The organism is Glaciecola sp. XM2, from assembly GCF_018595715.1.
Lineage (GTDB): Bacteria > Pseudomonadota > Gammaproteobacteria > Enterobacterales > Alteromonadaceae > Glaciecola.
The window spans coordinates 278,747-304,445 of sequence record NZ_JAHEOJ010000014.1; the positions used below are offsets into that span (position 1 = coordinate 278,747).

General features: G+C 44.4%; 24 protein-coding genes. 13 read left to right on the forward strand and 11 right to left on the reverse strand.

What is annotated here, in order from left to right; all coding sequences use genetic code 11:
* The first annotated feature begins 23 nt into the window (after positions 1-23).
* Positions 24-1,208, forward strand: coding sequence for a DUF8605 domain-containing protein (locus KJ365_RS01700; RefSeq protein ID WP_352109293.1), 1,185 nt, complete (start codon positions 24-26; stop codon positions 1,206-1,208).
* Positions 1,209-1,916, forward strand: a complete 708-nt coding sequence (gene hda, locus KJ365_RS01705) for a DnaA regulatory inactivator Hda (RefSeq protein WP_214449879.1) — start codon at positions 1,209-1,211, stop codon at positions 1,914-1,916.
* 23 nt (positions 1,917-1,939) lie between these two features.
* On the opposite strand, the gene KJ365_RS01710 is transcribed toward hda, so the two are convergent.
* Genes KJ365_RS01710 through arsC form a run of 4 tightly spaced genes read right to left on the reverse strand, consistent with a single transcriptional unit; the run spans position 1,940 to position 5,256 of the window.
* The gene (locus KJ365_RS01710) at positions 1,940-3,883 is read right to left on the reverse strand and encodes a hypothetical protein (protein WP_214449880.1); all 1,944 of its coding nucleotides are present in this window, start codon (positions 3,881-3,883) and stop codon (positions 1,940-1,942) included.
* Positions 3,883-4,317, reverse strand: a complete 435-nt coding sequence (locus tag KJ365_RS01715; RefSeq protein ID WP_214449881.1) for a DUF2069 domain-containing protein — start codon at positions 4,315-4,317, stop codon at positions 3,883-3,885. Before KJ365_RS01715 ends, KJ365_RS01710 begins: the two co-directional genes overlap by 1 nt.
* Positions 4,318-4,328: 11 nt before the next feature.
* The gene (gene wrbA, locus KJ365_RS01720) at positions 4,329-4,907 is read right to left on the reverse strand and encodes an NAD(P)H:quinone oxidoreductase (protein ID WP_214449882.1); all 579 of its coding nucleotides are present in this window, start codon (positions 4,905-4,907) and stop codon (positions 4,329-4,331) included.
* Positions 4,900-5,256 (reverse strand): arsenate reductase (glutaredoxin), encoded by a 357-nt coding sequence (gene arsC / locus KJ365_RS01725; protein WP_214449883.1) that lies wholly within the window; start codon positions 5,254-5,256, stop codon positions 4,900-4,902. Before arsC ends, wrbA begins: the two co-directional genes overlap by 8 nt.
* Before the next feature lie 35 nt (positions 5,257-5,291).
* On the opposite strand from arsC, the gene KJ365_RS01730 reads away from it, so the two are divergent.
* Positions 5,292-5,765, forward strand: coding sequence for a TlpA family protein disulfide reductase (locus KJ365_RS01730; RefSeq protein WP_214449884.1), 474 nt, complete (start codon positions 5,292-5,294; stop codon positions 5,763-5,765).
* Here KJ365_RS01730 and bepA read toward each other — a convergent pair.
* A complete protein-coding gene (gene bepA, locus KJ365_RS01735) occupies positions 5,762-7,216 on the reverse strand; it encodes a beta-barrel assembly-enhancing protease (RefSeq protein WP_214449885.1) in 1,455 nt (484 codons plus the stop codon). The genes KJ365_RS01730 and bepA overlap by 4 nt on opposite strands.
* 175 nt (positions 7,217-7,391) lie before the next feature.
* Here bepA and KJ365_RS01740 point away from each other — a divergent pair, with 175 nt between their 5' ends.
* Positions 7,392-8,471: an AI-2E family transporter gene (locus KJ365_RS01740; protein WP_214449886.1), complete on the forward strand. Its 1,080-nt coding sequence runs from the start codon at positions 7,392-7,394 to the stop codon at positions 8,469-8,471.
* A 59-nt stretch (positions 8,472-8,530) separates the two neighbouring features.
* Here KJ365_RS01740 and bcp read toward each other — a convergent pair whose 3' ends face one another.
* Positions 8,531-8,992, reverse strand: a complete 462-nt coding sequence (bcp, locus tag KJ365_RS01745) for a thioredoxin-dependent thiol peroxidase (RefSeq protein ID WP_214449887.1) — start codon at positions 8,990-8,992, stop codon at positions 8,531-8,533.
* Positions 8,970-9,524, reverse strand: a complete 555-nt coding sequence (locus tag KJ365_RS01750) for a glycine cleavage system transcriptional repressor (protein ID WP_214449888.1) — start codon at positions 9,522-9,524, stop codon at positions 8,970-8,972. Before KJ365_RS01750 ends, bcp begins: the two co-directional genes overlap by 23 nt.
* 113 nt (positions 9,525-9,637) lie before the next feature.
* Between KJ365_RS01750 and dapA the strand changes: the two genes are divergently transcribed.
* Genes dapA through purC form a run of 3 tightly spaced genes read left to right on the forward strand, consistent with a single transcriptional unit; the run spans position 9,638 to position 12,344 of the window.
* Entirely contained in the window at positions 9,638-10,519 is an 882-nt protein-coding gene (gene dapA / locus KJ365_RS01755) for a 4-hydroxy-tetrahydrodipicolinate synthase (RefSeq protein WP_214449889.1), read from the forward strand.
* Positions 10,520-10,521: 2 nt separating this feature from the next.
* Positions 10,522-11,613, forward strand: a complete 1,092-nt coding sequence (gene bamC / locus KJ365_RS01760) for an NlpB/DapX family lipoprotein (RefSeq protein ID WP_214449890.1) — start codon at positions 10,522-10,524, stop codon at positions 11,611-11,613.
* A gap of 17 nt (positions 11,614-11,630) precedes the next feature.
* Positions 11,631-12,344 carry a phosphoribosylaminoimidazolesuccinocarboxamide synthase gene (gene purC / locus KJ365_RS01765; protein ID WP_214449891.1) on the forward strand — a complete coding sequence of 238 codons (714 nt, stop codon included), beginning with the start codon at positions 11,631-11,633 and terminating at the stop codon, positions 12,342-12,344.
* 97 nt (positions 12,345-12,441) lie between these two features.
* On the opposite strand, the gene yfaE is transcribed toward purC, so the two are convergent.
* The 4 genes from yfaE to ubiG form a co-directional block, all read right to left on the reverse strand.
* Positions 12,442-12,711: a class I ribonucleotide reductase maintenance protein YfaE gene (yfaE, locus tag KJ365_RS01770; RefSeq protein WP_352109295.1), complete on the reverse strand. Its 270-nt coding sequence runs from the start codon at positions 12,709-12,711 to the stop codon at positions 12,442-12,444.
* 2 nt (positions 12,712-12,713) lie between these two features.
* The gene (gene nrdB / locus KJ365_RS01775) at positions 12,714-13,844 is read right to left on the reverse strand and encodes a class Ia ribonucleoside-diphosphate reductase subunit beta (RefSeq protein WP_214449892.1); all 1,131 of its coding nucleotides are present in this window, start codon (positions 13,842-13,844) and stop codon (positions 12,714-12,716) included.
* A gap of 32 nt (positions 13,845-13,876) precedes the next feature.
* Entirely contained in the window at positions 13,877-16,198 is a 2,322-nt protein-coding gene (gene nrdA / locus KJ365_RS01780) for a class 1a ribonucleoside-diphosphate reductase subunit alpha (RefSeq protein ID WP_214449893.1), read from the reverse strand.
* Positions 16,199-16,587: 389 nt separating this feature from the next.
* Positions 16,588-17,292 (reverse strand): bifunctional 2-polyprenyl-6-hydroxyphenol methylase/3-demethylubiquinol 3-O-methyltransferase UbiG, encoded by a 705-nt coding sequence (gene ubiG / locus KJ365_RS01785; RefSeq protein ID WP_214449894.1) that lies wholly within the window; start codon positions 17,290-17,292, stop codon positions 16,588-16,590.
* Between the two features lie 304 nt (positions 17,293-17,596).
* On the opposite strand from ubiG, the gene gyrA reads away from it, so the two are divergent.
* From gyrA to ihfB, 6 genes are all read left to right on the forward strand, one after another.
* Positions 17,597-20,251, forward strand: a complete 2,655-nt coding sequence (gene gyrA, locus KJ365_RS01790; RefSeq protein WP_214449895.1) for a DNA topoisomerase (ATP-hydrolyzing) subunit A — start codon at positions 17,597-17,599, stop codon at positions 20,249-20,251.
* 70 nt (positions 20,252-20,321) lie between these two features.
* Positions 20,322-21,407: a 3-phosphoserine/phosphohydroxythreonine transaminase gene (serC, locus tag KJ365_RS01795; protein WP_214449896.1), complete on the forward strand. Its 1,086-nt coding sequence runs from the start codon at positions 20,322-20,324 to the stop codon at positions 21,405-21,407.
* Positions 21,408-22,700 (forward strand): 3-phosphoshikimate 1-carboxyvinyltransferase, encoded by a 1,293-nt coding sequence (gene aroA, locus KJ365_RS01800; protein WP_214449897.1) that lies wholly within the window; start codon positions 21,408-21,410, stop codon positions 22,698-22,700. It begins immediately after the preceding gene.
* A 123-nt stretch (positions 22,701-22,823) separates the two neighbouring features.
* Positions 22,824-23,510: a (d)CMP kinase gene (cmk, locus tag KJ365_RS01805; RefSeq protein WP_214449898.1), complete on the forward strand. Its 687-nt coding sequence runs from the start codon at positions 22,824-22,826 to the stop codon at positions 23,508-23,510.
* A 109-nt stretch (positions 23,511-23,619) separates the two neighbouring features.
* Positions 23,620-25,293: a 30S ribosomal protein S1 gene (gene rpsA, locus KJ365_RS01810; protein WP_214449899.1), complete on the forward strand. Its 1,674-nt coding sequence runs from the start codon at positions 23,620-23,622 to the stop codon at positions 25,291-25,293.
* Positions 25,294-25,379: 86 nt separating this feature from the next.
* The gene (ihfB, locus tag KJ365_RS01815; RefSeq protein ID WP_214449900.1) at positions 25,380-25,658 is read left to right on the forward strand and encodes an integration host factor subunit beta; all 279 of its coding nucleotides are present in this window, start codon (positions 25,380-25,382) and stop codon (positions 25,656-25,658) included.
* The last annotated feature ends 41 nt before the right edge of the window (positions 25,659-25,699 follow it).

A 25,699-nucleotide genomic window follows, 5' to 3' on the forward strand; every position in this document is an offset into this window, starting at 1 on the left:
TAATAAATGATCCTAAGGTTGTGGTGAAAACTTACTTCTTCGTATTATTGCTTGTCTTGTCACTTAGTCATGGGGCATTTGCATCAAAAGTCGACTCGATTAATATCGGGAGAGTTGCTGTGGATAATCAGTCCTTATCCACGCAAACCGCCGCTGGGCGAGAAGCTTTGCGCCAAGTATTTGTGAAAATGAGTGGTAGCAAAGACACGCTCAGTCATCCGGGTATAAGGCGCTCGGTGAGCAATTATGAGGATTACTTAGTTTCCAGCACATTTCTTCAAGAAGGTGACCAGCTGTGGTTACAGGCAACCTTTAACGAGCAACTCATCGAAAGGGAACTGCGCAGTGCCGGGCAGCCTATCTGGGCAAACCTGCGGCCAGATGCAAGTATGTGGATTGCCATTGAAACGGATACGGCAGCTATAGAATGGCTTCATCAGAACAATGCGCAAGGCTTTGACCGTCAACTTGCCCACGCAGCGTTTGAACGAGGGGTCAATGTTGTTTTACCGCTGGGCGATTTAAGCGACTCAATGGCGGTAACAGCCTTTGACGTATGGACGCAAAACATCAGTAAACTGAGCATGCAAACACCACGTTACGAGACGGATTTTTTTATTAATGTCTCGGTGCAGCGCATTTCTGCAGATACGCGATTGCGGTTGGCTGAGCAACAGGCATTTATTGAACAACAAAAAGCGCTCGATGATCTGTTTAATGCAGTGGCGGTTGATGAGCAAACCAGTAAGGTTGAGGCGCTACTTATGCCAAGTGATAGCGATCAGTTGCAAGTGGATTGGGTAATAAGCGGCGATAACACTATCGATATTGGTAAATCGTACATTGAGGATGCATCGCAGATTGCTCAAGTGGTCATAGACGTCTTTGCCGATAAACTCGCGCAGCAATATGCAACAGGCGGTGGTCTTTTGGCGCAGAACTTGGCCAGCAATAATACGATTGTAGTATCAAACATACGCTCGTTAACCGACTATCACAAAGCGCAAACCTTAATCGCCGCTATTCCTCAAGTTAACACCTTAAACCTGCGAAGAATCGAAGGGGAAAGGGCGTTTTTTGACGTGACCTTATCTGGTGAAATTGCTGAATTCGTTTCATTGATTACCCTAGACCCGCGCATGTCTCGCTTAGCGGAGCAGCAGAGCGAACAGTCCCTAGACGCAATTCAGTTAGTGTGGGAGCTTTAGTTGCAGCTTGTTTTACCGGTCTATCAGCAAAGTGAATGGACATTAGACAACTTTATCCCTGGTAATAACGAAGCGCTGCTTTCTCAGTTGCGCGCGTTGTTGTGTGCTAAACAGTCCAGCGCCGTACGTCCAATAATGCTTCTTCAAGGCGCTCAGGGCACTGGCAAAACCCATTTATTGTTGGCAACCACGCATCAAGCGCAAGTACTCGGATTGACTCAGCAATATCTAGATATGAACGTTTTGGTCAACATGCCAACGGAAATCGTTGCTAGCATGGGTCAATTAGACGTGCTGGCGATAGATAATATCCATGCAATCGCAGGGAATAGCGCATGGCAGGAGCAATTGTTCGACTTGATAAATCAGTTTATTGAGGCAGAAGGGCGTGCATTGGTCATCAGCATAAATCAATCTCCAAAAGAGGTTGGATTTACGCTAGCGGATCTGGTTTCTAGATTACTGTGGGGAGTCGTCTTTTCTGTTAAAGAGTTGACGGAGGCAGAAAAAATCCAAGCAGTTGAAATGCACTTGAAGGCGAGAGGCCTCAACATACATGAAGATGCCATAAGCTATTTGCTTAAACGCGCCGCTCGAGACATGCATGGATTAATGGATATTGTTGAACAGTTGGATAAACGCAGCCTTGAAAGACAGCGTAAATTGACCATTCCCTTTATCAAATCGGTATTGTCATTACCGGATTAACCCAGCAAGGCGCTATCTAGCGACTAGCGATTGATAACAGGTCGACCCGCATGGGGTTGCTGTTGGTCAAGAAGGGCACGTTCTTTTAAGGTCACATCTAAAGAGTAGGGAGTTGCCACCTCTGGACTGCCAGAAAGGTTGAGGTTACCTATCCATCCAATCGCTGGATTCATGAGTACTGGCGGTGGCAGTTGCGATTGTATTGCCGCGACATTACCGATTTCTGGATACACGTTAGAAACCGCAAATGCAGTTCTCTCTTGGAGCGACGGCTCGCTGATCCTATTTCTTTGACCCCAAGCAATCACAAAATCATCACCTTCTTGACGGTCAATGATCGCCACATCCGCTTGTGCATTTAGCCTATGCAACATGAAAAAACGCTCTGCTAGCGTTGCATAGTCTTCTCGTGTTGTGTAATAAGCGTAGAAAGATGGCGCGATATCAGGGGTAAAGAAAAGCTCTACATCCTCACTCCCAATGCGGCTTTGCGCAACGGTCGGGGTTTCGCCTCCGAATCTGACTTGAGCCAGCGCATGCATCTCGTCTGAGCGCAATGGGTAACGAGTGTCGAGAATATCTGAGTTAGCCCCGTTACGCTGAAAGTATTGCAATGGGGTAAGGTTTCTATCGATATTTTGCCACGTTGTAGATGGAAAGAAGTCGTTCGCATGGGATAACTCGTGATACATCAACCACGAAATACTCGCTTCAATATCCTCGAAACTGCGGTTTTCTCGGGCACTTTTTTCATAACGCCCTAAGGCGGGATAATAATATTGGTCGTCTTTTGTGTAACGCCAAAACATCGAAAAGTTCAGGTCACTACCAAAGTCGCTACGAAAATCTGGCTGGTCGTTTAAGGTATCGCGCTCTTGCGCAGATTCCCAAAAATTGGTGGCGTCTAAATAAATAGCACCGGTTGCAACCCAATAAAATGAAGGTTTCACTTCATAAGATATCACTATGGCAGTCACACCTCGCAGGAGCATCAACATATCTGGGCCGGTAATGGAGTTTTGTAAAAACGCTCTAAAGCGGTCTCCCATCCACGGATGCGACACTAAGGTACGTTCAAGTACATCTTCTATGGTAGGGCGCTCAGTGACAGAACCAATTAAGGGCAGGGTGTTGAAATCGCAGGTAGGGCGCTCTGGAATTTTGTTATTGTACACACAGCTCTCTAGCGCGTCTTTCCAAGGGCTTTCAGGAATATATGCCCGCATATCCTCAGGAATAATGAAATTATTGCTGTAGAACAAGCCATCAGTATCAAATGCAACGTTATTAACCGTTAAAATGGCATCATCAATAGCGCTTGTGCCGTCGCTAAATGCCACTTCAGCGCGCATAACAACAATTTCGTCTTGCTCCACGGCAGGTGCATTAAAAAATACAAACTGGTCTTGATATTGAACGTCTTGTATTTCTGGTCCAGATACCTGCTGCCATGTTATTGAGCTTATACTTTTATTCGGGCTAACCTGTGCATGCAGTGATGCTGAACCTAGTTCCGTTACAGCATGATCAACTCTGATGTTGACATCAATATCGACGCCACTGCTTACGCTCAAGTCAACGGTTAGCGATTCGCTTTGCCCATTAGATTGGCTAACATTAGCGATAAAGGTATATTCGCCAGCGGCGCGAACATCAAACCCAATTACTTGTGATTGAGTGGCGAGAATGGTCACCGCAGGACCTGCGGTTTGACGCCAAGACACGGCAAGATCATCATCGTTTCCGACTACCGCTAAACCGACGGATTCACCCGTTACTGCGGTTGATTGACCGTATACAACGGAAAAGCTTCCTTCAACAATTGGTCGAGAGTCGCCTGTACTTGGAGGTACTTCATTGGGTGGGGGAGCTGGCCTGGCAGGGTTTGGGTTAGCGGTATCTGAACCGCCGCCCCCACAGGCAGTAAGCATGAGTAAAAACGCGAAGACAACGCCTTTTTGCTTCATTACTTACTCCTTTCAAATCGCTCTTTTTCATCTTGCATGACTTTACTTAATTTTGGCAAGGAAGTACCGAGTTCTTGCCCTCTTAAACGCGCAAATACACTACACCCGATAAACATTGCACTGGCAAGAAATAATTCGAGTATTGCATGCCATAAATAGTCTGGCTCTGCATATATTACGGTTATGCTATGTAGAAAATACCACAAAACAACAAAACATGCCCATGCATGTGTATACGGTTGTGCCTGAATGATACCTTTTAGAGGTAATAATAACGGCAGAACGTACACAATTAACACAAAGGCTGCGGAGTATTCGGCACTCGTAGTGAGCAACAAATACCAAATAATCATCCATGCTAACAATGACAGATGTGATATTAGCGAAAGATAGCGATATCGCGTAACTTTTGTAGACATTGCTACTTCACTCATTTCTATACCTCTTATTTTTGAGCAAACGCGGCTAACCGCCTGCCCATGGCTACTGCCAGAATATGTTCGTCATCAGACAAGCGTTCAAACCCATCACCTGACACACATGATACGCCATAGGGGGTTCCCCCCGTCTTTGTTTCATGCAATTTGGCTTCCGAATATGGCAAGCCCAGTATACACATGCCGTGATGAATCAATGGCAACATCATCGATAATAAGGTGCTTTCTTGCCCACCATGCATGCTTGACGATGAGGTAAATACACAAGCAGGCTTGTCGACTAAACCGCCCTTCACCCAAACATCGGTAAGTGAATCGATAAAATATTTTAAGGGAGCTGCCATATTTCCAAAGTGTGTTGGACTGCCCATCGCAAGTCCATCACATTGCATTATGTCTTTCTTTGTAACATACAAGTAGCCGGTGTCTGGAATAGGCTCTCGCTGCGTATCGAGGCCATTACTTACCTCAGGCACGCGTCGCAACACCGCTTCGCAACCACTGGCCTCAATACCCTGAGCAATCGCCTCAGCCAAGGCTTGTGTTGCACCATGACGAGAGTGAAATAGAACTAATAATTTAGCCATGAAACAGTGCCGCAATGTTATCAAGTGGACGGCCTATGGCCGCACGGTTTTCGATATACAGAATCGGGCGCTCTAGGAGCTTAGGATATTCAGCAATCGCATTTAAGACTTCATCATCGCTGGCAGTCTTGCTTAAACCAGCCTCCTTATACTCAGCCTCTTTTGGGCGAATCATGTCGTGCGCAGATGCAATATCTAAGGTTTCAAATAATGCTGCTAGCTGTGGTTTTGTCAGCGGCGCTTTTAAATACTCAACGACCTCGAGGTCAACAGCTTGTTGTTTAACATAGTCAAGTGCTTGACGACTTTTTGAACATCGGGGGTTGTGATATAGGGTGGCTTTAGGCATTATTTTATCCTTATAAAATAACCATGAATTTGAGTATGCAAAAAAAGTGGACCATATTAGTAATCGCACCTATCGCCGCGCTAGTCGGCGTAATGTTTTATGTTTATAACCAAAGTGATTTTACCACTTTAGATGGCGAACAACACAAACATTCTGACTTAAGAGGGCAGTATGTATTGGTCAACTACTTTGCTGAATGGTGCGCGCCGTGCCTAAAAGAGGTGCCAGAGCTATCTGAGTTACAGCGCATTAAGCCCGACAACGTCTTGCTATTTGCAATAAGCTACGACGATGTCACCGACGATAAATTACGAGAACTTCAAATCAAATACGAGATGGAATTTCCGCTGATTAACACAATCAGTGAGCCGTTTCCGTTTGAGCGCCCGCAATTTTTGCCTGCCACGTATGTATTAAAGCCAGACGGAACCGTAGCAGGGCAGCTATTTGGCGAGCAAACCGCTGAAAGTCTGCTTAACGTCATTGCCGAAATCGAGGGAGGCAGTTAGAGACTCAACCTTTGAGTATTTGCTTGTGCGGTTCTCAATTGGTCGATACGACCTCTTATCCTTAACTTTTCAAGCGCATCATGCCTAGCGTAGTTATAAGCGAACTGTAACTCATCGATGGCAAGTGGATACGCTGAAATAAGCGCATAAATTTCGGCTTGCGCCATATGCGCTTCTTTTTTCATTTGCGACCTTTCATAAGCATTGTTGAGCAGTTGATAAGAAAGAATGTTTTCTGCATCTACCAATAATAAGTCACGTAAAATTTGAATGGCCGGGTCGTAGTTTTGGGCCTTAATATAACTATTGGCTAAATTCAGTGCCAGTACCTGATTTTGAGGTTTTGATTGCCACAAAGGCTTGAGCAAATTAATGGCTGCTGCAAATTCGCCTTGTTCCAACAAAATGTCGGTCATCAAATCAAGATAAAACAAATTTTCTGGATCGTTAGCGAGCAGTTCATCCATTACTTTTTGGGCATTTTGATATTGCTCGATTTCAAACAAGGTAATCGCTAGTCCATATTGGGCCGCTTTAAGTCGCACCCCGTCAAACTGATTAACTTGCGCCTGAAACACGTTTAAATTGCGTTGTGGATTGCTCATGTAGCGCGCTTGAATGCGAGCGCGTGCAAGCTGAAAGCTTAAACTGTCGGGGACATTGACCTCACCATATAAACGCGCGCGCGTAATGGTTTCAGCAACCCGTTCTTGAGGTAATGGGTGAGTTTGCAAAAAGGCTAACTGATTTGAGCGACCACGAGCTTGCTCGGCTAAACGTGAGAAAAACCCAGGTGCGCCTTGTGGGTCAAATCCAGCCCGAAATAAAATGTTGATGCCAATATTGTCTGCTTCTTGCTCATTGTTTCTAGTAAAGTTAATACTGGCTTGTTGGCCTGCTGCAACGGAGGTTTGAAGCGCTGCCATGCCCGCTCTTGGGTCCGCCATGGCAATCAACAAGCTACCAATCATACTTGCAATCTGCAGCGGTGAAGAGCGTTGCTGTGATTGAATTCTTCGCGCTAGATGTCGTTGGGTCACATGCGCAATTTCGTGAGCTAATACCGATGCTAATTCACTTTCAGTTTCCGCTTGCGCAATTAATCCTGTATGCACACCAATATGACCGCCGTAAAATGCAAATGCATTGAGTACGGGGTTATTTATCATGAAAAATGTAAATGGAAACTTGGTATTGTCGGCATGCACAACTAATCGGTTGCCGATATCTTGTAAGTACTCTTGTAGCACTGGGTCTTGGATCAGAGGAGCTTGGCCGCGTAATTGGCGCATAATCGCATCACCAATCAATTTTTCTTTGTCGATGGTGACCGCGTCCGACGCCACAACCCCAATCTCTGGCAGTTGATTTCTATTGGACTGCGTTTGCGCAAGCATGGGCATGGCAAGCAGACTTACCAACCCTAGAACCCGAAAATTTAAAAACCCCATAAAACCTTGTGCTTTGCCCATGTTATTAAAGTTATACTACCAATAGACCGTAGCAGGTCATGTTAGTTTCACACACACCTGCTATTATGCTACTTTGCGCTGCTGCGCGCATCGCTACATGTTTAATTTGAACGCATACAATAACGTATTTATAAAATATTGAAAGGATTGCTACATGCTTGGAGTTTTTGGTAATTGGTATAAACGCAAGTTCTCAGACCCGAATGCGTTAATGCTGTTATTGCTGATCTTGTTTTCTTTTGCGATTTTTTACCTGCTTGGCGGGATACTCATGCCCGTTATTGTTGCAATTGTTATCGCGTATTTGCTCGACGTGCCGGTGACGCGGCTAGAACGATTGGGAATAAGACGCTCGCTGGCGACAAGTTTTACGTTAATTGTATTTTTCTTTGTATCGTTTATCGCTGCGGTGGCGTTGATACCCATTATCTCAAAGCAAAGCGTGAACTTAATTAAAGAAGTCCCCCTGATTTGGGAGTCAGCGCAAACATGGATAACAACCTTACCAGAGCGATATCCTAGCGTGATTGAAGTAGGCTACATTAAAACCATGATGGAAGGTCTTAATGAACGTTTTGTCGGCTATGGTGAACAAATATTATCGGCCTCAGTCAGTTCTTTAGGCAACGTGGTGGCGCTGCTCATTTATATTATCCTAGTTCCTCTAATGGTCTTTTTCATGCTCAATGATAAAGGCTTTTTTATGCAAAACTTTTCGTTAATTTTACCGAAGGAGCGCCGCTTAATTACGCAAGTTGGCGAAGAAATGAATACGCAGATTGCCAATTATATTCGTGGAAAAGTAATCGAGATTGTCATTGTGGGGGCAGTGTCGAGTATTGCCTTTTCTATTCTGGATTTGCGCTTTGGTATCTTACTGGGGGTTTTAGTTGGGTTCTCAGTCTTGATACCCTACATTGGTGCCGCTGTGGTGACCATCCCCGTGGCGGTAGTTGCGTTGTTTCAATTTGGCATGACCGCAGAGTTTGGCTACATCATGTTAGTTTATTTTATCATTCAAGCACTAGATGGAAACCTATTGGTGCCGCTTTTGTTTTCTGAAGCGGTCAGTTTGCATCCACTTTATATCATTATCGCAGTGCTGTTGTTTGGCGGATTGTGGGGGTTTTGGGGCGTATTTTTCGCTATTCCACTAGCGACATTGGTGAAAGCCTTGCTCACGGCCTGGTCGTCGCCAATGCATGAAATACATACAGAGGAAGAGCAAGCATAAAAAAGCCCAGCATGCAGAGCTAGGCTTGTTGGGCTATTGTGTAAAAAAGGTGCGCTAGATTAATTTAGCGCGTCCAACACAGTTTGATGATGTTCTTTGGTCTTAAACTTGTTGAGGACTTGTTCTACTTGCCCAGACTCATCGATGATAAATGTGATGCGATGAATGCCATCATATTCTTTACCCATAAACTTCTTAAGTCCCCAAACGCCAAACGCATCAGCGACGCTGTGGTCTTCGTCTGACAGGAGTTGGAAGTTTAACGACTCTTTATCGACAAACTTTTTTAATTTGGCGACAGGGTCGGGACTAATGCCGAATACTACCGCACCAGCGGCCTTGATGGCGTCAGCATGGTCGCGTAAACCTTGAGCCTGAACAGTGCACCCAGGTGTCATTGCTTTAGGGTAAAAATAAACAATTACCTTTTTCCCTTGATAGTCAGCGAGGTTTACCTGCTCACCATTATGATCTTGTAGTGAAAATGACGGTGCTTTATCACCAGCTTTCAATGTATTCATTATCTTCCTTTACCTGTTGATGACTAATTCGACCAGACAAACCAAGTGCGTGCAAGGCTGTCTTTATCTTACTATCGAATTCAACCAAATCTAGATCAGTGGGAGCAGATAAAATCATGTTGCACTCTACATGACATTTATTATCTACCGAGCTTACTTTTTGCCTCACTGCATTGACCGATACATGCTCTTGCGCGAGTAGGCGCGTCACAGAACGCATCAAACCGCTGGTATCTACACCTGCAAACTTCAAGCTAATAATCTGTTCGATATTTTGTTTAATGTGACCGCTAGTGCGTTTCATCATGCACAACAAGTCTTGCTCTGCGCACATCAGTGACATTGCAACCTCTAAACGAGCGATATGATTTTCATTGCCACTGACAATCATGGTGACCGAAAAGTCTTGTCCATAAATAGCATGACGAGAGTCTAAAATATTACATTGGTTATCACTGATACAACCGGAGATTTCACTTAAAATTCCAAGTTTATCGGCGCCTAAAACAGTGACGATGAGTTGTGCTTTCATGAATTACGTTACCCTTTGAAACACATGACAGTAATTTATGCCCAATATAAGGTTTTCTACTTGTTTTTACTAGTTCAGACCTCTAATATTGCGGATTGCTCGAAGGGGGTGGAATGTTTAAGGGAAGTTACGTCGCTTTGGTAACGCCAATGTTACCAAATGGAGAAATTGATAAGGTCAGCCTGCAAGACTTGGTAGAATGGCATATTGCATCTGGCACGCATGGTATTGTAGCGGTTGGAACGACTGGCGAATCAGCGACCTTACCAATGGATGAACACATAGATGTTGTCGGGCAAATTGTTGATTATGCGCAAGGTAAGGTACCTGTTATCGCTGGCTCTGGTGCTAATTCCACCGATGAAGCTATTTTGTTAAGTAAAGAAATGGCGCAGTTTAAGATTGATGGGTTTTTATCCGTCGTACCTTATTATAACAAGCCTCAGCAACGCGGCATGATTGCCCATTTTGAAGCCATTGCTGAAGCCACTGATTTACCCACAATGTTGTATAATGTGCCTGGGCGCACCGTGGCTGATATGTTAACCGAGACGGTTGCTGTGCTCGCTAAGCATCCAAACATCGTGGGTTTGAAAGATGCGACCGGTGATCTTAAACGGTTCGATGAAGCCAAACAGATGCTTGACAGTGATTTTTTGTTGTTCAGCGGTGATGATGCAACCGGATGCGAGTTTATGTGCAGAGGCGGCGATGGTGTCATTTCGGTGTCTGCGAACGTAGCGCCTAGCCATATGTCAAAAATGTGCGAGCAAGCATTAGCGGGCGATACGCAACAAGCCATCTTAACCGATGCTGAGATTGCCCAGTTACATCACTTGTTGTTCATTGAACCAAACCCAGTAATGCCCAAGTGGGCCCTTTATAAGATGGGCATGATTCGGGATGCGTTTTTGCGTCTACCCATGGTATTGCCTGAACTTTCCAGTCAAAAGCAAATCGAAGAGTCGTTGTTCAAATTAGGAATGGTAAAATAGTAATGAAAAGCCATATTATGTTGTCCTTGTGCGCTGTAGCTGCATTAACCGCTTGCACAAGTTCCGAAACACGTAAGCAAGTGTCTGGTAATCTAGACTATTTAGAAGTGGAAACTGCAGAAGCATTAAAAGTGCCGTCAGATTTGCAGCCGCCTAGTATGTCGAATCGTTATGAGCTCCCTCAGCTTCAAAGCGAGCTGAATATCAAAGGCACGGAAATTTCTATTGCGTCGCCACGCTTGGTTCTGCCATTAGTGAACGGTTCTCACGTTGAGGAAGGCTCGGCAGGAGCAGAGGTATTGTTTGACCAGTTGAACGATAACGAACCATTGTCCAAAACGATATGGGATACAGTATTATCATACTTAGAGTTAAATGAGGTCTCGGTTGAAAGTTTTGATCAACAGAAAAACGAACTATACACAGGCTGGGTGGTTACCCAAGAAGAGTTAGAGTCTAACTGGTATGAGTTTGGTAGCGAATTCACCGAAAATGCGAAACGCTTTAAACTTAGCCTCGAATTAGCGCCGCATGGACGAACAGCGGCTCTCAAAGCGGAATTAGTAGAGTTTATAGATGCCGATGGGTCTTCTTTGTTGCCCCAATTAAGTGTGTTTGAAGAGCGTGCGGAGCGAGTAGACTTTTTAAATAATATTATCGCTGAATATGACGTTGGTATTCGTTTAGAGCAAAGCCAGCGACTTGCCTTAATTAGAGATGGCTTTTCGTCTAAGCTAGGGTTCAATCCTAATGGAGATCCAGCGTTCGTAGTTGACGCTGCGTATGAAAACGCATGGCCAAGATTGTTACTTGTGCTGCGCAAAATGGGATTTGATGTCATTGATATGGACCAGTCATCGGGCCTAATGTTTGTAAAATACAATGGTCAAGAAGAATCATGGTGGTCGGGCTTTTTCAGTGAAGAAGAACTTCAGTTGGAGAAGGTCAACTATCGTTTAGCAATAGAAAGTGTAGGCGAACAAACGGCCATCACCTTTAAAGATAGCGAAAATGTTCCGTTTGACGCTCAAACCGTGACTGATTTGTTTGAGCCGTTTGCTGATTATATGGCGCAAGAAAATCTAGATATTTAAAAAGGGCTAAGTGTTTCATGCAAAAAGGCAAAGAGCTGTACCGCGGTAAAGCAAAAACAGTGTTTTTAACCGACAATCCATCATTACTCGTGCTTGAGTTTAGAAATGATACGTCTGCATTTGACGGTGAAAAGATTGAGCAACTCGATCGAAAAGGTGAAGTAAATAACAAGTTTAATCACTTCATCATGCAGCAACTCGAAGCGGCAGGCGTAAAAACGCAAGTGCAGTCGTTGATGAGTGATACCGAAAGTGTTGTAAAGAAACTCGATATGATCCCCGTAGAGTGTGTTATCAGAAACTTTGCTGCAGGCTCTTTGTGTCGTCGACTGGGTGTGGAGGAGGGCATAGCCTTATCTCCACCTACCTTTGAGTTCTTTTTGAAAAACGATGCGCTTCACGACCCAATGGTAAATGAATCTCATATAACCGGGTTTAACTGGGCAACAGAAGCGCAGATAGCGCAAATGAAAGCTATCAGCTTTGAAGTGAATAATGTGTTAAGTCCGTTGTTTGCCAAGGGCGGCATGTTGTTGGTTGATTTTAAGTTAGAGTTTGGGATAGATGCGAATAATGATCTTATCCTTGGTGATGAGTTCACGCCAGACGGTTGTCGTCTTTGGGATAGCGAAACGCGCAAAAAACTAGACAAAGATCGCTTCAGACAAGGCTTAGGCTCTGTTGTGGAATCTTATATTGAAGTGGCCCAACGCATTGGTTTGTCGCTGTAGATATTAGACCGAACTTATTGCTTCATCGCCCTAGTCATCGTACTGGGGTTTTTTATATGTGGACAACGGTGAGGGGGAGCTGTCAAAGAGGCAGTGACTAATATGTTTCTATTTCTACATTCGTAACAGGGATGCAACAGCAAGCCAAGATTTCGTCATCCTCAATACAAGCAAGTGGATCGACTTTATACTCTACTTTTCCGCTTAATAGCTTGGTTCTGCATGCGCCACAAAAACCCTCTCGACAGTGAAAATGCACATCGATGTTTTTATTTTCCATGGCAGTGAGCAAATTGTCTTCTCGCTCAAAGGAAAAGCGTATGGTCTTATTGACGCATACGCTTAACTTTTCGTCTTTAACAATCACAACTATAGTTCAAACTCTTCGAACTCAGCAGAGGCTACTTCACTATCGATTTGTCCAGTGAGGTAGCTGCTTATTTCAGCTTCTTGAGGCGCGACTTGAACGTTGTCTGACGCAAGATAGTTATTCATCCAAGGAAGAGGGTTGCTACTTACGTTAAATGGCTGCCCCATACCAATGGCAGACATACGCTGGTTGGCAATGTATTCAACGTACTGACTCAAGATTTCTTCATTGAGTCCGAGCATGGAACCATCTTTAAATAAGTATCTTGCCCATTCTTTTTCTTGCTCAACGGCTAACAAGAAAATGTCTTTTGCTTCTTGCTCACACTCTTTCGCAATTTCGGCCATTTCAGGATCGTCTTTGCCTTTGATCCACAAATTAAGAATATGCTGTGTTGAAGTAAGGTGAATATTTTCATCACGAGCTATGAACTTGATGATTTTTGAATTACCTTCCATGAGCTTACGCTCAGCAAACGCGAAGGTACAAGCAAATGATACATAGAAACGAATGGCTTCTAATGCATTTACAGAGTTCATGCATAAGAATAATTTCTTCTTCAATGCGCGTAGATTAACGTCATGGGTCTGTCCATCAATCGTGTACACGCCTTCGCCTTGAGTCTGATAAAGCTGCGTATAGTAAATCAAGTCATCGTAATATTTGGAGATATCCGTTGCACGGCGCTTTATCTCTTCATTCGTCACGATATCTTCAAAGATGTCGCTTGGGTCGGAGAAAAGGTTACGCAAAATATGCGTGTAAGAGCGTGAATGAATGGTCTCAAAAAATGACCATGTCTCTACCCAAGTTTCTAGTTCTGGCAGCGAAATAATAGGTAGAAACGCAATGTTAGGGCTGCGACCTTGCACAGAGTCTAACAAAGTTTGGTATTTTAGATTTGACGTGAAAATATGTTGCTCAGCGTCAGTTAACTTTTGGAAGTCAACTCTGTCTTTACTCACGTCCACTTCTTCTGGTCGCCAAAAGAAAGAGATTTGCTTTTCAATAAGCTTTTCAAAAATAGGATGTTTTTGCTGATCATAACGCGCCACATTAACCGGCGCGCCAAAGAACATCGGCTCTTCCATCGTATTCGTTGTTTGTTGATTAAACGTTGTATATTTCATCTATTACATCCACATCCGCGTTAATGATTGCTTTAAATTTTACAAGCGCCGCCGGCACAATCGTCATCATCTTCAATAATGGCAGTTTGAGCTTGAGGCTCTTGAACAACATTTGCCATTTCGACATCAGATTTGTCTGATGCACCGTCACGGGTGTTGTGGTAATACAAGGTTTTCACACCTAACTTATAAGTAGTCAGTAAATCTTTAAGCAAGAGTTTCATTGGAACTTTGCTGCCTTCATATTTACTCGGGTCGTAATTCGTATTTGCCGATATAGTTTGGTCAACAAACTTCTGCATAATCGCTACGAGCTGCAAATAACCATCATTCGAAGGAATATCCCATAGCAACTCATAACTGTTTTTCAACGCCTTATAGTCAGGTACCACTTGCTTTAACACACCGTCTTTACTGGTTTTGATACTAATGTGACCGCGTGGTGGTTCAATGCCATTTGTTGCGTTTGAAATCTGTGAAGAGGTTTCAGACGGCATGAGTGCTGATAGCGTCGAGTTTCGTAAACCGTACTTGACGATATCTTCTCGCAAACTATCCCAATCGTAATGTAAAGGCTCATCACAGATTTTATTAAGGTCTGCTTTATATGTGTCGATTGGCATTAGACCTTGTGAGTAGGTCGTCTCATTAAACTTAGGACACGCGCCTTTCTCTTTCGCTAGGTTGTTAGATGCTTTGAGTAGGTAATACTGCATTGCCTCAAACGTGCGATGTATAAGCGAGTTGGCGCTAAAATCGGAATACTTCACGCCATTTTTTGCTAAGTAGTAGGCGAAGTTAATCACGCCTATACCCAGTGTTCTTCTGCCTTCTGTGGCAGTAAGAGCAGCCGGTACAGGATAGTCTTGATAATCTAGCAAGCTGTCTAATGCGCGGACTGATAAGTCTGCTAGCTCTTCAAAATCATCTAAACTTTCTAGCGCGCCCAAGTTAAATGCTGAAAGCGTGCATAATGCTATTTCACCTTCAGGGTCATCAACGTTGCGAAGGGGCTTAGTAGGTAAGGCAATTTCTAGACATAAATTGCTTTGGCGAACCGGCGCTAGCTTCGGGTTGAAGGGGCTATGGGTATTGCAGTGATCTACGTTCTGTAGATATATGCGGCCAGTGCTCGCACGTTCTTGCATGAACTGACTAAATAACTCGATAGCCTTCACTCTTTTCTTACGAATGCTGTCGTCATTTTCGTATTGTACGTATAAACGCTCAAACTCTTCTTGATCCGCGAAGAATGCATCATATAGGCCGGGTACGTCTGACGGACTAAATAATGTGATGTAGTCGTCTTTGATCATTCGGGTATACATGAGTTTGTTGCACTGCACGCCATAGTCGAGATGGCGAACACGGTTCTCTTCAACACCACGGTTATTTTTAAGCACCAACAACGACTCAACTTCTAAATGCCATATAGGATAGAATAACGTCGCTGCTCCGCCTCTTACACCGCCTTGAGAGCAGCTCTTAACGGCCGTTTGGAAATGCTTGTAAAACGGTACGCATCCGGTATGGAAAGCTTCACCGCCGCGAATCGGGCTACCTAGCGCTCTAATACGTCCTGCATTGATACCAATGCCGGCGCGTTGGCTAACGTATTTAACGATAGCGCTTGAAGTCGCACTGATAGAGTCAAGACTATCACCCGCTTCGATAAGTACGCACGAGCTAAATTGACGAGTAGGGGTGCGCACGCCCGCCATGATGGGTGTTGGGAGCGATAACTTAAACATGGATGTTGCGTCATAAAAGCGTTTGACGTAGTCCATGCGTGTGTCTGCAGGATATTTTGCAAACAAACAAGCTGCTACCAATACATAAAGGAATTGAGCACTTTCGTATATCTCGCCGGACACACGATTTTGCACCAAATACTTTCCTTCTAACTGCTTAACCGCAGCATAGCTGAAGTTCATATCTCGCTGATGGTCAATGAACTCGTCCATTTCTGCGAATTCTTCTGGGGTATAATCTTCTAATAAATGCTTATCGTATTTTCCTGCTTCTACGAGTTTTTTGACATGATTATACAGTGCAGGTGGCTCAAACTGACCATAGGCCTTTTTGCGCAAGTGAAACACCGCTAAGCGGGCGGCGAGATACTGATAATCTGGCGAGTCAGTTGATATTAAATCAGCTGCAGATTTGATCAGCGTTTCATGAATTTCAGCTGTTTTGATGCCGTTATAGAACTGAATCTGCGCCTTAATTTCTACTTGAGAAACAGACACATCTTCAAGGCCTTTGGCGGCCCAAGTAACAACTTTGTGGATTTTGTCTAGTTCAATAGACTCGTTAGTACCATCACGTTTGGTGACCAGCAGATCATTGTTCATTATAATTATGCTCTTAATTTTGTTGCCGACGTGTGCGCCAGCTTAATTTTTATTTTAGCGCTAGAAGTAATTATATTGAGCGAATTTGGGAACCGTCTGCAGGTACGACACTGATCCAGTTGTTCGACGACCAAATCTCAATACACACAAGATAGTGAGTCTTGAGGTGTATTGCAACCACTATATCTAGTGTTTGTCGCGAATATGGGATGTAAGAAATTTAATGTTAGTAACGACTAACCGATAAGCATAAACATGTAAGGAAGTTTATATGTTGCAAGCGTTTTTCGATGAAAAAACAAAAAATAAATAAATCTAAAAATATATTTATTAGGTCAAAATGTGATTATAAAAAATCATCGAAAACTGGATAAAAAATGACTCGTAGATTACGGCGCACTTGTACAGCTGACAAAGTAATTTACGTCTACGTTCACATCCGATAGATAATATTGATTGAGCAAAGGATTGAAGTGCATGCCGGTCATTTCTTCGATGCGCAAACCGGTGCCCTCAATCATATTAACAAGCTCCGATGGGCGAATGAACTTCTTATGATCATGAGTGCCTTTTGGCACCATGTTAAGCAAGTATTCGGCCGCGACGATGGCAAGAACATAAGATTTAACGTTTCGATTGATGGTCGAAAATATCACATGACCATTAGGCTTCACCAAACGAGCGCATGCGCTGACAATTGCGCTAGGGTCTGGTACGTGTTCGAGCATTTCTAAGCAGCACACTACGTCGTAACGCTGTGGATGGCGTTGCGCCCAATCCTCAGCGGTACTGAGGTGGTAGTCTACCGTTACTCCGGATTCTAAGGTATGCAGCTTTGCCACGTCTAACGACGCTTGCACCATATCGATACCGTCTACCTTTGCCCCGCGCTCAACAAGTGCTTCTGACAAAATACCACCACCACATCCAACATCAAGAATATGTTTGTCAAATAACCCGCCGCATTGGGTTTCAATGTAGTCGACCCTTAGTGGATTGATATCGTGTAAAGATTTAAATTCTCCTTCCCGATCCCACCAATGACTGGCTAGCTCTGAAAATTTATGGAGTTCTTGGGCATCAACATTAGACATGGGTAATCTGCTTTGTTTTTTATAACGAGCATTATTGCACCAAAAATGAATTGCTTCAAAAAAACCGGCGTGCTTTGTTCAATTGCACAGCAAAAAAATAAATACGATTTGCCGCGATAAGCCGCTACAAATTATCGAAACACAGTGTTACTATCGCTAGTTGGAATAATGATAAAAACATAGTGTTGATATGAAGGTCTTTTAGGCAATCACACTCTTATGCCTGCGACTCGTCAGACTAGCGCTCATTTTTATGATGAGTAGGGCAGACGCATACAACACATAAAAAAGGACCATGCAGTTCATGACTGACAATGCCAAAGAAATCTCTCCAATTAATATAGAAGAAGAACTCAAGAACTCATATCTTGATTACGCCATGAGCGTTATCGTTGGACGCGCGCTACCTGATGTACGCGACGGCCTTAAACCTGTTCACAGGCGTGTTCTGTTCGCAATGAACGAACTTAAAAACGACCATAACAAGCCTTACAAGAAATCTGCCCGTGTGGTAGGGGATGTTATCGGTAAATACCACCCACATGGTGACTCAGCGGTTTACGATACGATTGTTCGTATGGCTCAGCCGTTCTCTCTTCGTTACATGTTGGTAGATGGGCAAGGGAACTTCGGTTCGGTAGACGGTGACTCCGCCGCCGCCATGCGTTACACCGAAGTCAGAATGGCCAAAATTGCACACGAGTTATTGGCCGATTTAGAAAAAGAAACGGTTAACTTTGTACCGAACTACGATGGTACCGAACAAATTCCAGAAGTCTTGCCAACACGTGTACCTAACTTATTGGTTAACGGCTCATCGGGGATTGCTGTTGGTATGGCGACGAATATTCCGCCGCACAACTTAAATGAAGTGATAGCAGGTTGTTTAGCCCTTATCGAAAATCCTGACATTACCACCGAAGAGCTTCTCGAGTATATTCCTGGACCAGATTTTCCTACCGCTGCAATGATCAGTGGACGCCAAGGCATTATTAACGCTTATAAAACAGGCCGAGGTAAAATTTATCTGAGAGCGAAGGCGGAAATTGAACAAGAAGAAAATGGGAAAGAGACCATTATTGTTCATGAAATTCCGTATCAGGTGAATAAAGCACGCTTGATTGAGAAAATCGCAGAACTCGTCAAAGAAAAACGTGTTGAAGGCATTTCGGCGCTGCGCGATGAGTCTGATAAAGATGGTATGCGCATTGTGATTGAAGTTAAACGCAATGAGTCTGCTGAGGTCTTGCTGAACCATTTATACGCTAATACGCAGCTGCAAACGGTGTTTGGCATCAACATGGTTGCCCTTGACCGCAATCAACCCCGTGTATTTAACCTGAAAGAAATTCTTGAGTTGTTTGTTCTGCATCGTCGCGAAGTGGTTACGCGTCGCACGGTGTTTGAACTGAAAAAAGCACGTGATAGAGCTCATATCTTAGAAGGCCTCGCCATTGCTTTGGTCAATATTGACCCCGTTATCGAAATGATCAAGCAGTCTAAGAGTCCAGCAGATGCCAAAAAGGCACTTATTGCTCAAGGTTGGGATTTAGGCGATGTCGCAGAGATGCTGTCGCGGGCCGGAAATGATGCCGCTCGACCTGATTGGTTGGCTGAAGAATATGGTATTAGAGACGGTAACTACTATCTTACCGAAGAACAAGCTCAAGCGATTCTTGACCTACGTTTAAATAAATTAACTGGTCTAGAGCACGACAAGATCTTAGAAGAGTATCGTGGTCTTCTGGACATCATCGCTGAACTATTGAAAATCTTGGCAAGCTCGGAGCGCTTAATGGAAGTGATTGCCGAAGAACTTGTGGCAGTGCGTGATGAATACGGTGATGAACGTCGCACCGAGATTACCGCTGCATCTCACGATATTGATATTGAAGATTTGATTGAGCGTGAAGAAGTTGTTGTAACACTTTCTCGTGAAGGGTACGTGAAATACCAGAAATTATCTGATTATGAAGCGCAACGCCGAGGCGGACGCGGTAAGTCAGCTACTAAAATGAAAGAGGAAGACTTTATAGAGCGTCTTCTGGTTGCCAATACGCACGACCATATATTGTGTTTCTCTACAAGAGGACGCCTTTACTGGCTTAAGGTATATCAATTGCCACTTGCCAGCAGAAACGCGCGAGGCCGTCCAATTGTGAATATATTACCGCTTGAAGATGGCGAGCGTATTACCGCAATATTGCCCATTAAAGAGTTTGCAGCTGGCTACTATGTATTTATGGCTACGACCAAGGGTACGGTTAAAAAGACTGAGCTTACTCAGTACTCCAGACCCCGTGCAAACGGCATCATTGCGGTCAACTTAACCGATGGTGATGAGCTAATTGGTGTGGATTTGACCAATGGTTCATCAGAAATCATGCTCTTCTCTGATGCGGGTAAAGTGGTTCGATTCAGTGAGGATCAAGTTCGTCCAATGGGCAGAACCGCTACCGGTGTAAGAGGTATCCGTATTGCAGAAAACGAGCGTGTCGTTTCGTTAATTGTTCCCAATGAAACCGGTGACATTCTAACGGCGACTGAAAACGGTTACGGCAAGCGCACACCAATTGGAGAATATCCAGCGAAGAGCCGCGCGACTAAGGGCGTAGTCTCTATTAAAGTCTCAGAGCGTAATGGCTCGGTTGTAGGCGCTGTGCAGGTGGACGAAAACGATGAAATCATGTTGATTTCTGACCAAGGTACGCTAGTGCGCACGCGCGCTGCCGAGGTATCTACCGTCGGCAGAAATACACAAGGGGTAACCTTAATTCGTACCGTTGATGGTGAGCATGTAGTTGGTCTTCAACGTATCGATGAGGTTGAAGAAGTCGCCGAGCTAGTAGACGCAGATGAAAACGCCGAAGGCGGTCAAGAAGTGGTCGCCAGTGACGATCCTTCTCCAACAGATGATGCTCCTTCAGTATCAGATGGTGGAGATGAACCGCAAGGCTAACGCTTAATTGCGTGTCATCCATTGTTAATTCAAGCGACCAATTACTGGTCGCTTTTTTTGGAAAAAATAGATGCAAACCATTTATAATTTTAGTGCAGGCCCAGCTGCATTGCCCAAAGAGGTTTTAAAGCAGGCGCAAGCAGAGATGCTCGATTGGAATAACCAAGGCACCTCAGTGATGGAGGTCAGCCATCGCGGCAAGCCATTTCTCGCCATTGCGCAAAAGGCAGAGCGCGACTTTCGTGAGCTTTTGAACATTCCTGAAAATTATAAAGTGCTCTTTCTTCAAGGTGGTGGTCGCGGTCAATTTTTCTCCGTCCCCATGAATTTAGCCCAGCGTGGTGATCTTTCACAGCATTTAGTATCAGGCCAATGGTCACAAATTGCGGTGTCTGAGGCTGAAAAATACATGAAGGCCGAGATAGTCGCAAAAACCCAAACAAGAGACGATAAATTGTGGGTGCCGACACAAGATAACTGGGAAATAGACCCTAGTGCGGCTTACTTCCACTATTGCCCAAATGAAACCGTTGACGGTATCGAGATAAATTGGGTGCCTAAATCCGAAAGTGTGCCCATCGTTGCAGATATGTCATCTAACATCCTAAGTAAGCCTATCGATGTGAATGATTTTGGCATTATTTACGCGGGTGCCCAGAAAAACATAGGCCCTTCGGGTTTGGCAATGGTCATCATCCGAGAGGATTTAGTAGGGCTTGCGCGTCCAGACACACCTGCTGTGTTTGATTATCAGCAACAGGTCAACAACGATAGTATGTATAACACGCCACCCACCTTCTCATGGTACTTGGCTGGTTTGGTATTTGAATGGCTACTTGCGCAGGGCGGTGTTGAGTCGATTGCGAAGATAAACGAAGAAAAAGCACGACTGCTTTACGAATGCATTGATAGCTCTGATTTTTATAGCAATAAAGTAGCGCATGAAAATCGCTCAAAAATGAACGTGTGTTTTCAATTAGCCGACAATAGTTTGGATGATACCTTCTTAGCTTATACCCAAGAGCAAGGCCTGCAAGCCCTTAAAGGGCATAGATTTGTTGGTGGTATGCGCGCAAGTATCTACAATGCAATGCCTTTAGAGGGTGTTAAAACGCTGGTAGAGTGTATGAAAACGTTTGAACGGAAGTATGGATAAATGGAGCACTTAGTTTTAGCACCCATTGCACAAGTTAATGGGGAAGTCAGGCTTCCAGGCTCTAAGAGTTTATCGAATCGTGCATTGTTGCTCGCGGCGCTAGCAAGCGGCACAACTCACCTCGATAACTTATTAGATAGCGACGATATAAAACACATGTTAGTTGCACTAAAGAAGCTTGGCGTACGTTATGAGTTGTCTGCAGATAAAACCCAGTGCACAGTAGAAGGGATTGGCGGAAAGTTTTCATCCAATGGGCCTTTAGAGCTGTTTTTAGGTAATGCGGGCACTGCGATGCGCCCACTTTGCGCAGCATTAGCATTCAGCGATGTTGACGTGACGCTTGGTGGCGAACCGCGCATGGAAGAGAGACCTATAGGCGACTTGGCTGATGCACTTATCGCATGCGGTGCCAATATTGAATATTTAAAGCAAGCTGGATATCCGCCACTTAGAATCAAAAGTGCCAAAATCACCTGTACTGAGTTTGAAGTAGACGGGTCGGTATCGAGTCAGTTCTTAACGGCTTTATTAATGGCCGCGCCCTTGTTAGTGCAAGATGTGACCATTTCAATCACCGGGACATTGGTTTCTAAGCCCTATATCGACATTACTTTAGATAGCATGCGCCGGTTTGGCGTGAGTGTTCAAAATGACAGCTATGAGCAATTCTTTATTTCAGCAGAACAGGCCTATACGTCACCCGGTGAATTTTGGGTGGAAGGGGATGCGTCATCTGCTTCGTACTTTTTAGCGGCCGCGGCAATTAAAGGCGGCAGTGTGAAAGTTGTCGGCGTAGGTAAAGCATCGATTCAAGGTGATGTGAAATTTGCGGATGTACTCGAGCGAATGGGGGCAAGCATTGAGTGGGAAGACAATGCGATAACGGCATCGGTCGGCTCACTTAGCGCCATCGACGAAGACCTCAATCACATTCCTGATGCGGCGATGACCATTGCAACAACCGCATTATTTGCCAAGGGTACCACCACCATACGAAACATCTATAATTGGCGAGTCAAGGAAACAGATCGTTTGTATGCAATGGCGACAGAGCTTCGAAAAGTAGGCGCACAAGTAGTAGAAGGCGAGGATTATATCTCCGTTACGCCGCCAGAGCATCTAAGCCATGCGGCGATTGATACGTATAACGATCATCGTATGGCAATGTGCTTTGCGCTCGTTGCTCTTGATGATGAGGTGGGCGTGACAATAAACGATCCCAAGTGCACATCAAAAACATTTCCAGAATTTTTCAATGAATTCAATCGGGTGAGTCAACAGAAGGTCTAGACAAGACGATAGGGTCTTTAAGCGCTAATTTGCTTAATTTATACCAAAAGACCCTAACGCATTCATTGCATCTCAAGCACACCTAAGTATAATTGCGCCGTTTTTAGCAATGAGCACAATCATATGCAGCAACACATACCGATTATCACGGTTGATGGTCCAAGTGGCGCAGGGAAGGGCACGCTTAGTGCGATGCTAGCCGACGCTTATCAATTTCAGTTTTTAGACAGTGGTGCCATTTATCGCGTACTTGCTGTTGCAGCCCTCCATCATGACATTCCTTACGACGATAACGATGCGCTTGTGCCTCTAGCAACAGGTTTGGACGTTTCTTTTAATACCACTGACGGTGATACGCGGATTGTACTTGAAGGTGAAGATGTTACCGACGACATTAGAACCGAAGAGATTGGCTCAATTGCCTCTCAGGTTGCAGCCATCCCCGTTGTCAGAGAAGCCTTGTTAAGGCGTCAACGCAACTTCGTGCAAGCACCGGGCTTGGTCGCAGATGGTCGCGATATGGGTACAGTGGTTTTCGCAAACGCAGACGCTAAAATTTTCCTGACCGCTAGCGCACAGGCGCGGGCCGAGCGGCGATATCAACAGTTGAAAGAAAAGGGGCATAATGTTAAACTCTCGCGCCTTTTGGCGGATATACAAGCACGGGATGAGCGTGATGCGAATCGAAAAACAGCTCCTCTTCGCCCCGCTGAAGATGCGTTTCAGATAGACTCTACAGAGCTAAATATTACGCAAGTGTTTGAAAAAGTAAAAGTATTTATCGACAGTAAGCTGTTCTCTGCCGATTAGTAACCGCCCATGACGAGGGCACCACCACGACCGATTTTAGGATGAAAAAGGTCTTATTAATAACCCCGTAATTCTGGATTGAATTGACGGATTAACATTGAAATTAAATATGACTGATAATTTTGCAGATCTTTTTGAAGAAAGCTTACTCCAGCTAGAAACGCGTCCAGGCGCGATCGTAAAGGGTACCGTTGTTTCCATAGACAAAGATATTGTACTTGTTGATGCAGGCCTCAAATCAGAGAGTGCTATTCCTGTTGAGCAATTTAGAGCAAACGATGGTTCATTAGAGATTGAAGTAGGTGACACTGTAGATGTGGCACTTGACGCGGTAGAAGATGGTTTCGGTGAAACAATCTTATCTCGCGAAAAAGCCAAGCGTCATGAAGCTTGGGTTGAGCTTGAGAAAGCTTACGAAGAAAAAGAAACAATCAAAGGCGTTATTAACGGTAAAGTTAAAGGCGGTTTCACCGTTGAAGTTAACACCGTTCGTGCCTTCCTTCCTGGTTCACTAGTAGATGTTCGCCCTGTTCGCGAAACAACTCACCTTGAAGGTAAAGAGTTAGAATTTAAAGTTATCAAACTTGATGCAAAACGTAACAACGTTGTTGTATCTCGTCGTGCTGTTATCGAAGCAGAAAGCAGTGCAGAGCGCGATCAACTTCTATCTAACCTTGAAGAAGGTGATGAAGTTAAAGGTATCGTTAAGAACCTTACCGATTATGGTGCGTTCGTTGACTTAGGTGGCGTTGACGGTCTACTTCACATTACCGATATGGCATGGAAGCGTGTTAAGCATCCTAGCGAAATCGTAAATGTAGGCGATGAAATCAACGTTAAAGTACTTAAGTTCGACAAAGACAAGTCTCGCGTTTCTTTAGGTATGAAGCAAATGGGTAACGATCCTTGGCAAGAAATTGCTGAGCGCTATCCAGAAGGTGCTCGCCTAAGCGGCGCGGTCACTAACCTCACAGATTACGGTTGTTTCGTTGAAATTGAAGATGGCGTAGAAGGTCTAGTACACGTATCTGAAATGGATTGGACTAACAAAAACATCCACCCATCTAAAGTGGTTAACCTAGGTGACGTTGTTAACGTAATGGTGCTTGAGATTGACGAAGAACGTCGTCGTATCTCTCTAGGCCTTAAGCAGTGCATCGACAACCCTTGGGAAACATTCGCTAAGTCTTACGAGAAAGGCGACAAAGTGTCTGGCAAGATCAAGTCAATCACCGACTTCGGTATCTTTATCGGTCTTGACGGCGGCATCGACGGACTTGTTCACTTATCTGATATTTCTTGGCAGAAAACTGGCGAAGAAGCGGTACGTGACTACAAGAAAGGCGACGAAATCAGCGCTGTTGTATTACAAGTCGACCCAGAGCGTGAGCGTATCTCACTTGGCGTTAAGCAAATCGAAGAAGACCCATTCAATAAGTATCTGACAGATAATAAAAAGGGTGCTATTGTTAATGGAGAAATCATCGAGGCCGATGCTAAAGGTGTAACTGTTAAACTTGGTGAAGAAGTTGAAGGTTATATCCGAATTGGTGACCTTGCACGTGATAGAGTCGAAGACGCAAATGATGTAGTGAAAGTGGGTGATACCATCGAAGCAAAATTCATGGGCGTTGATCGCAAGAACCGCATTGTGAACCTGTCTGTTAAAGCGAAAGATCAAGCTGACGAAAAAGAAGCGATCGATAGCGTTAACAAACAAGGCGAAGATGCTGGCTTTGCGAACGCAATGGCAGAAGCATTTAAAGCTGCTAAAGGCGAGTAATCGTACTATCAGGAGCGGCTATTCTGCCGCTCCTTTATCATCTGCACTAAAGGTTACCTCTCAATTGTACAACTTGGGGAATACTTGTGACCAAATCAGAACTTATCGAACGTTTAGCTGACAAAGCGCAGCACCTGCAGGGTAAAGAACTAGAATCATCCGTAAAAGAGTTGCTAGAGCAAATGGCGCAAACGCTTCAGCGTGGTGATCGTATAGAAATCCGAGGTTTTGGTAGTTTCTCATTACACTATCGCGCACCTCGCGTCGGCAGAAACCCAAAAACAGGCGAAACCGTTGAGTTAACGGGCAAGCATGTACCACATTTTAAAGCCGGTAAAGAATTAAGAGATCGTGTAGACCTTTAGGTTACACGTTGTCGCACAAAATCGTTATCGTTAAGGTGAGA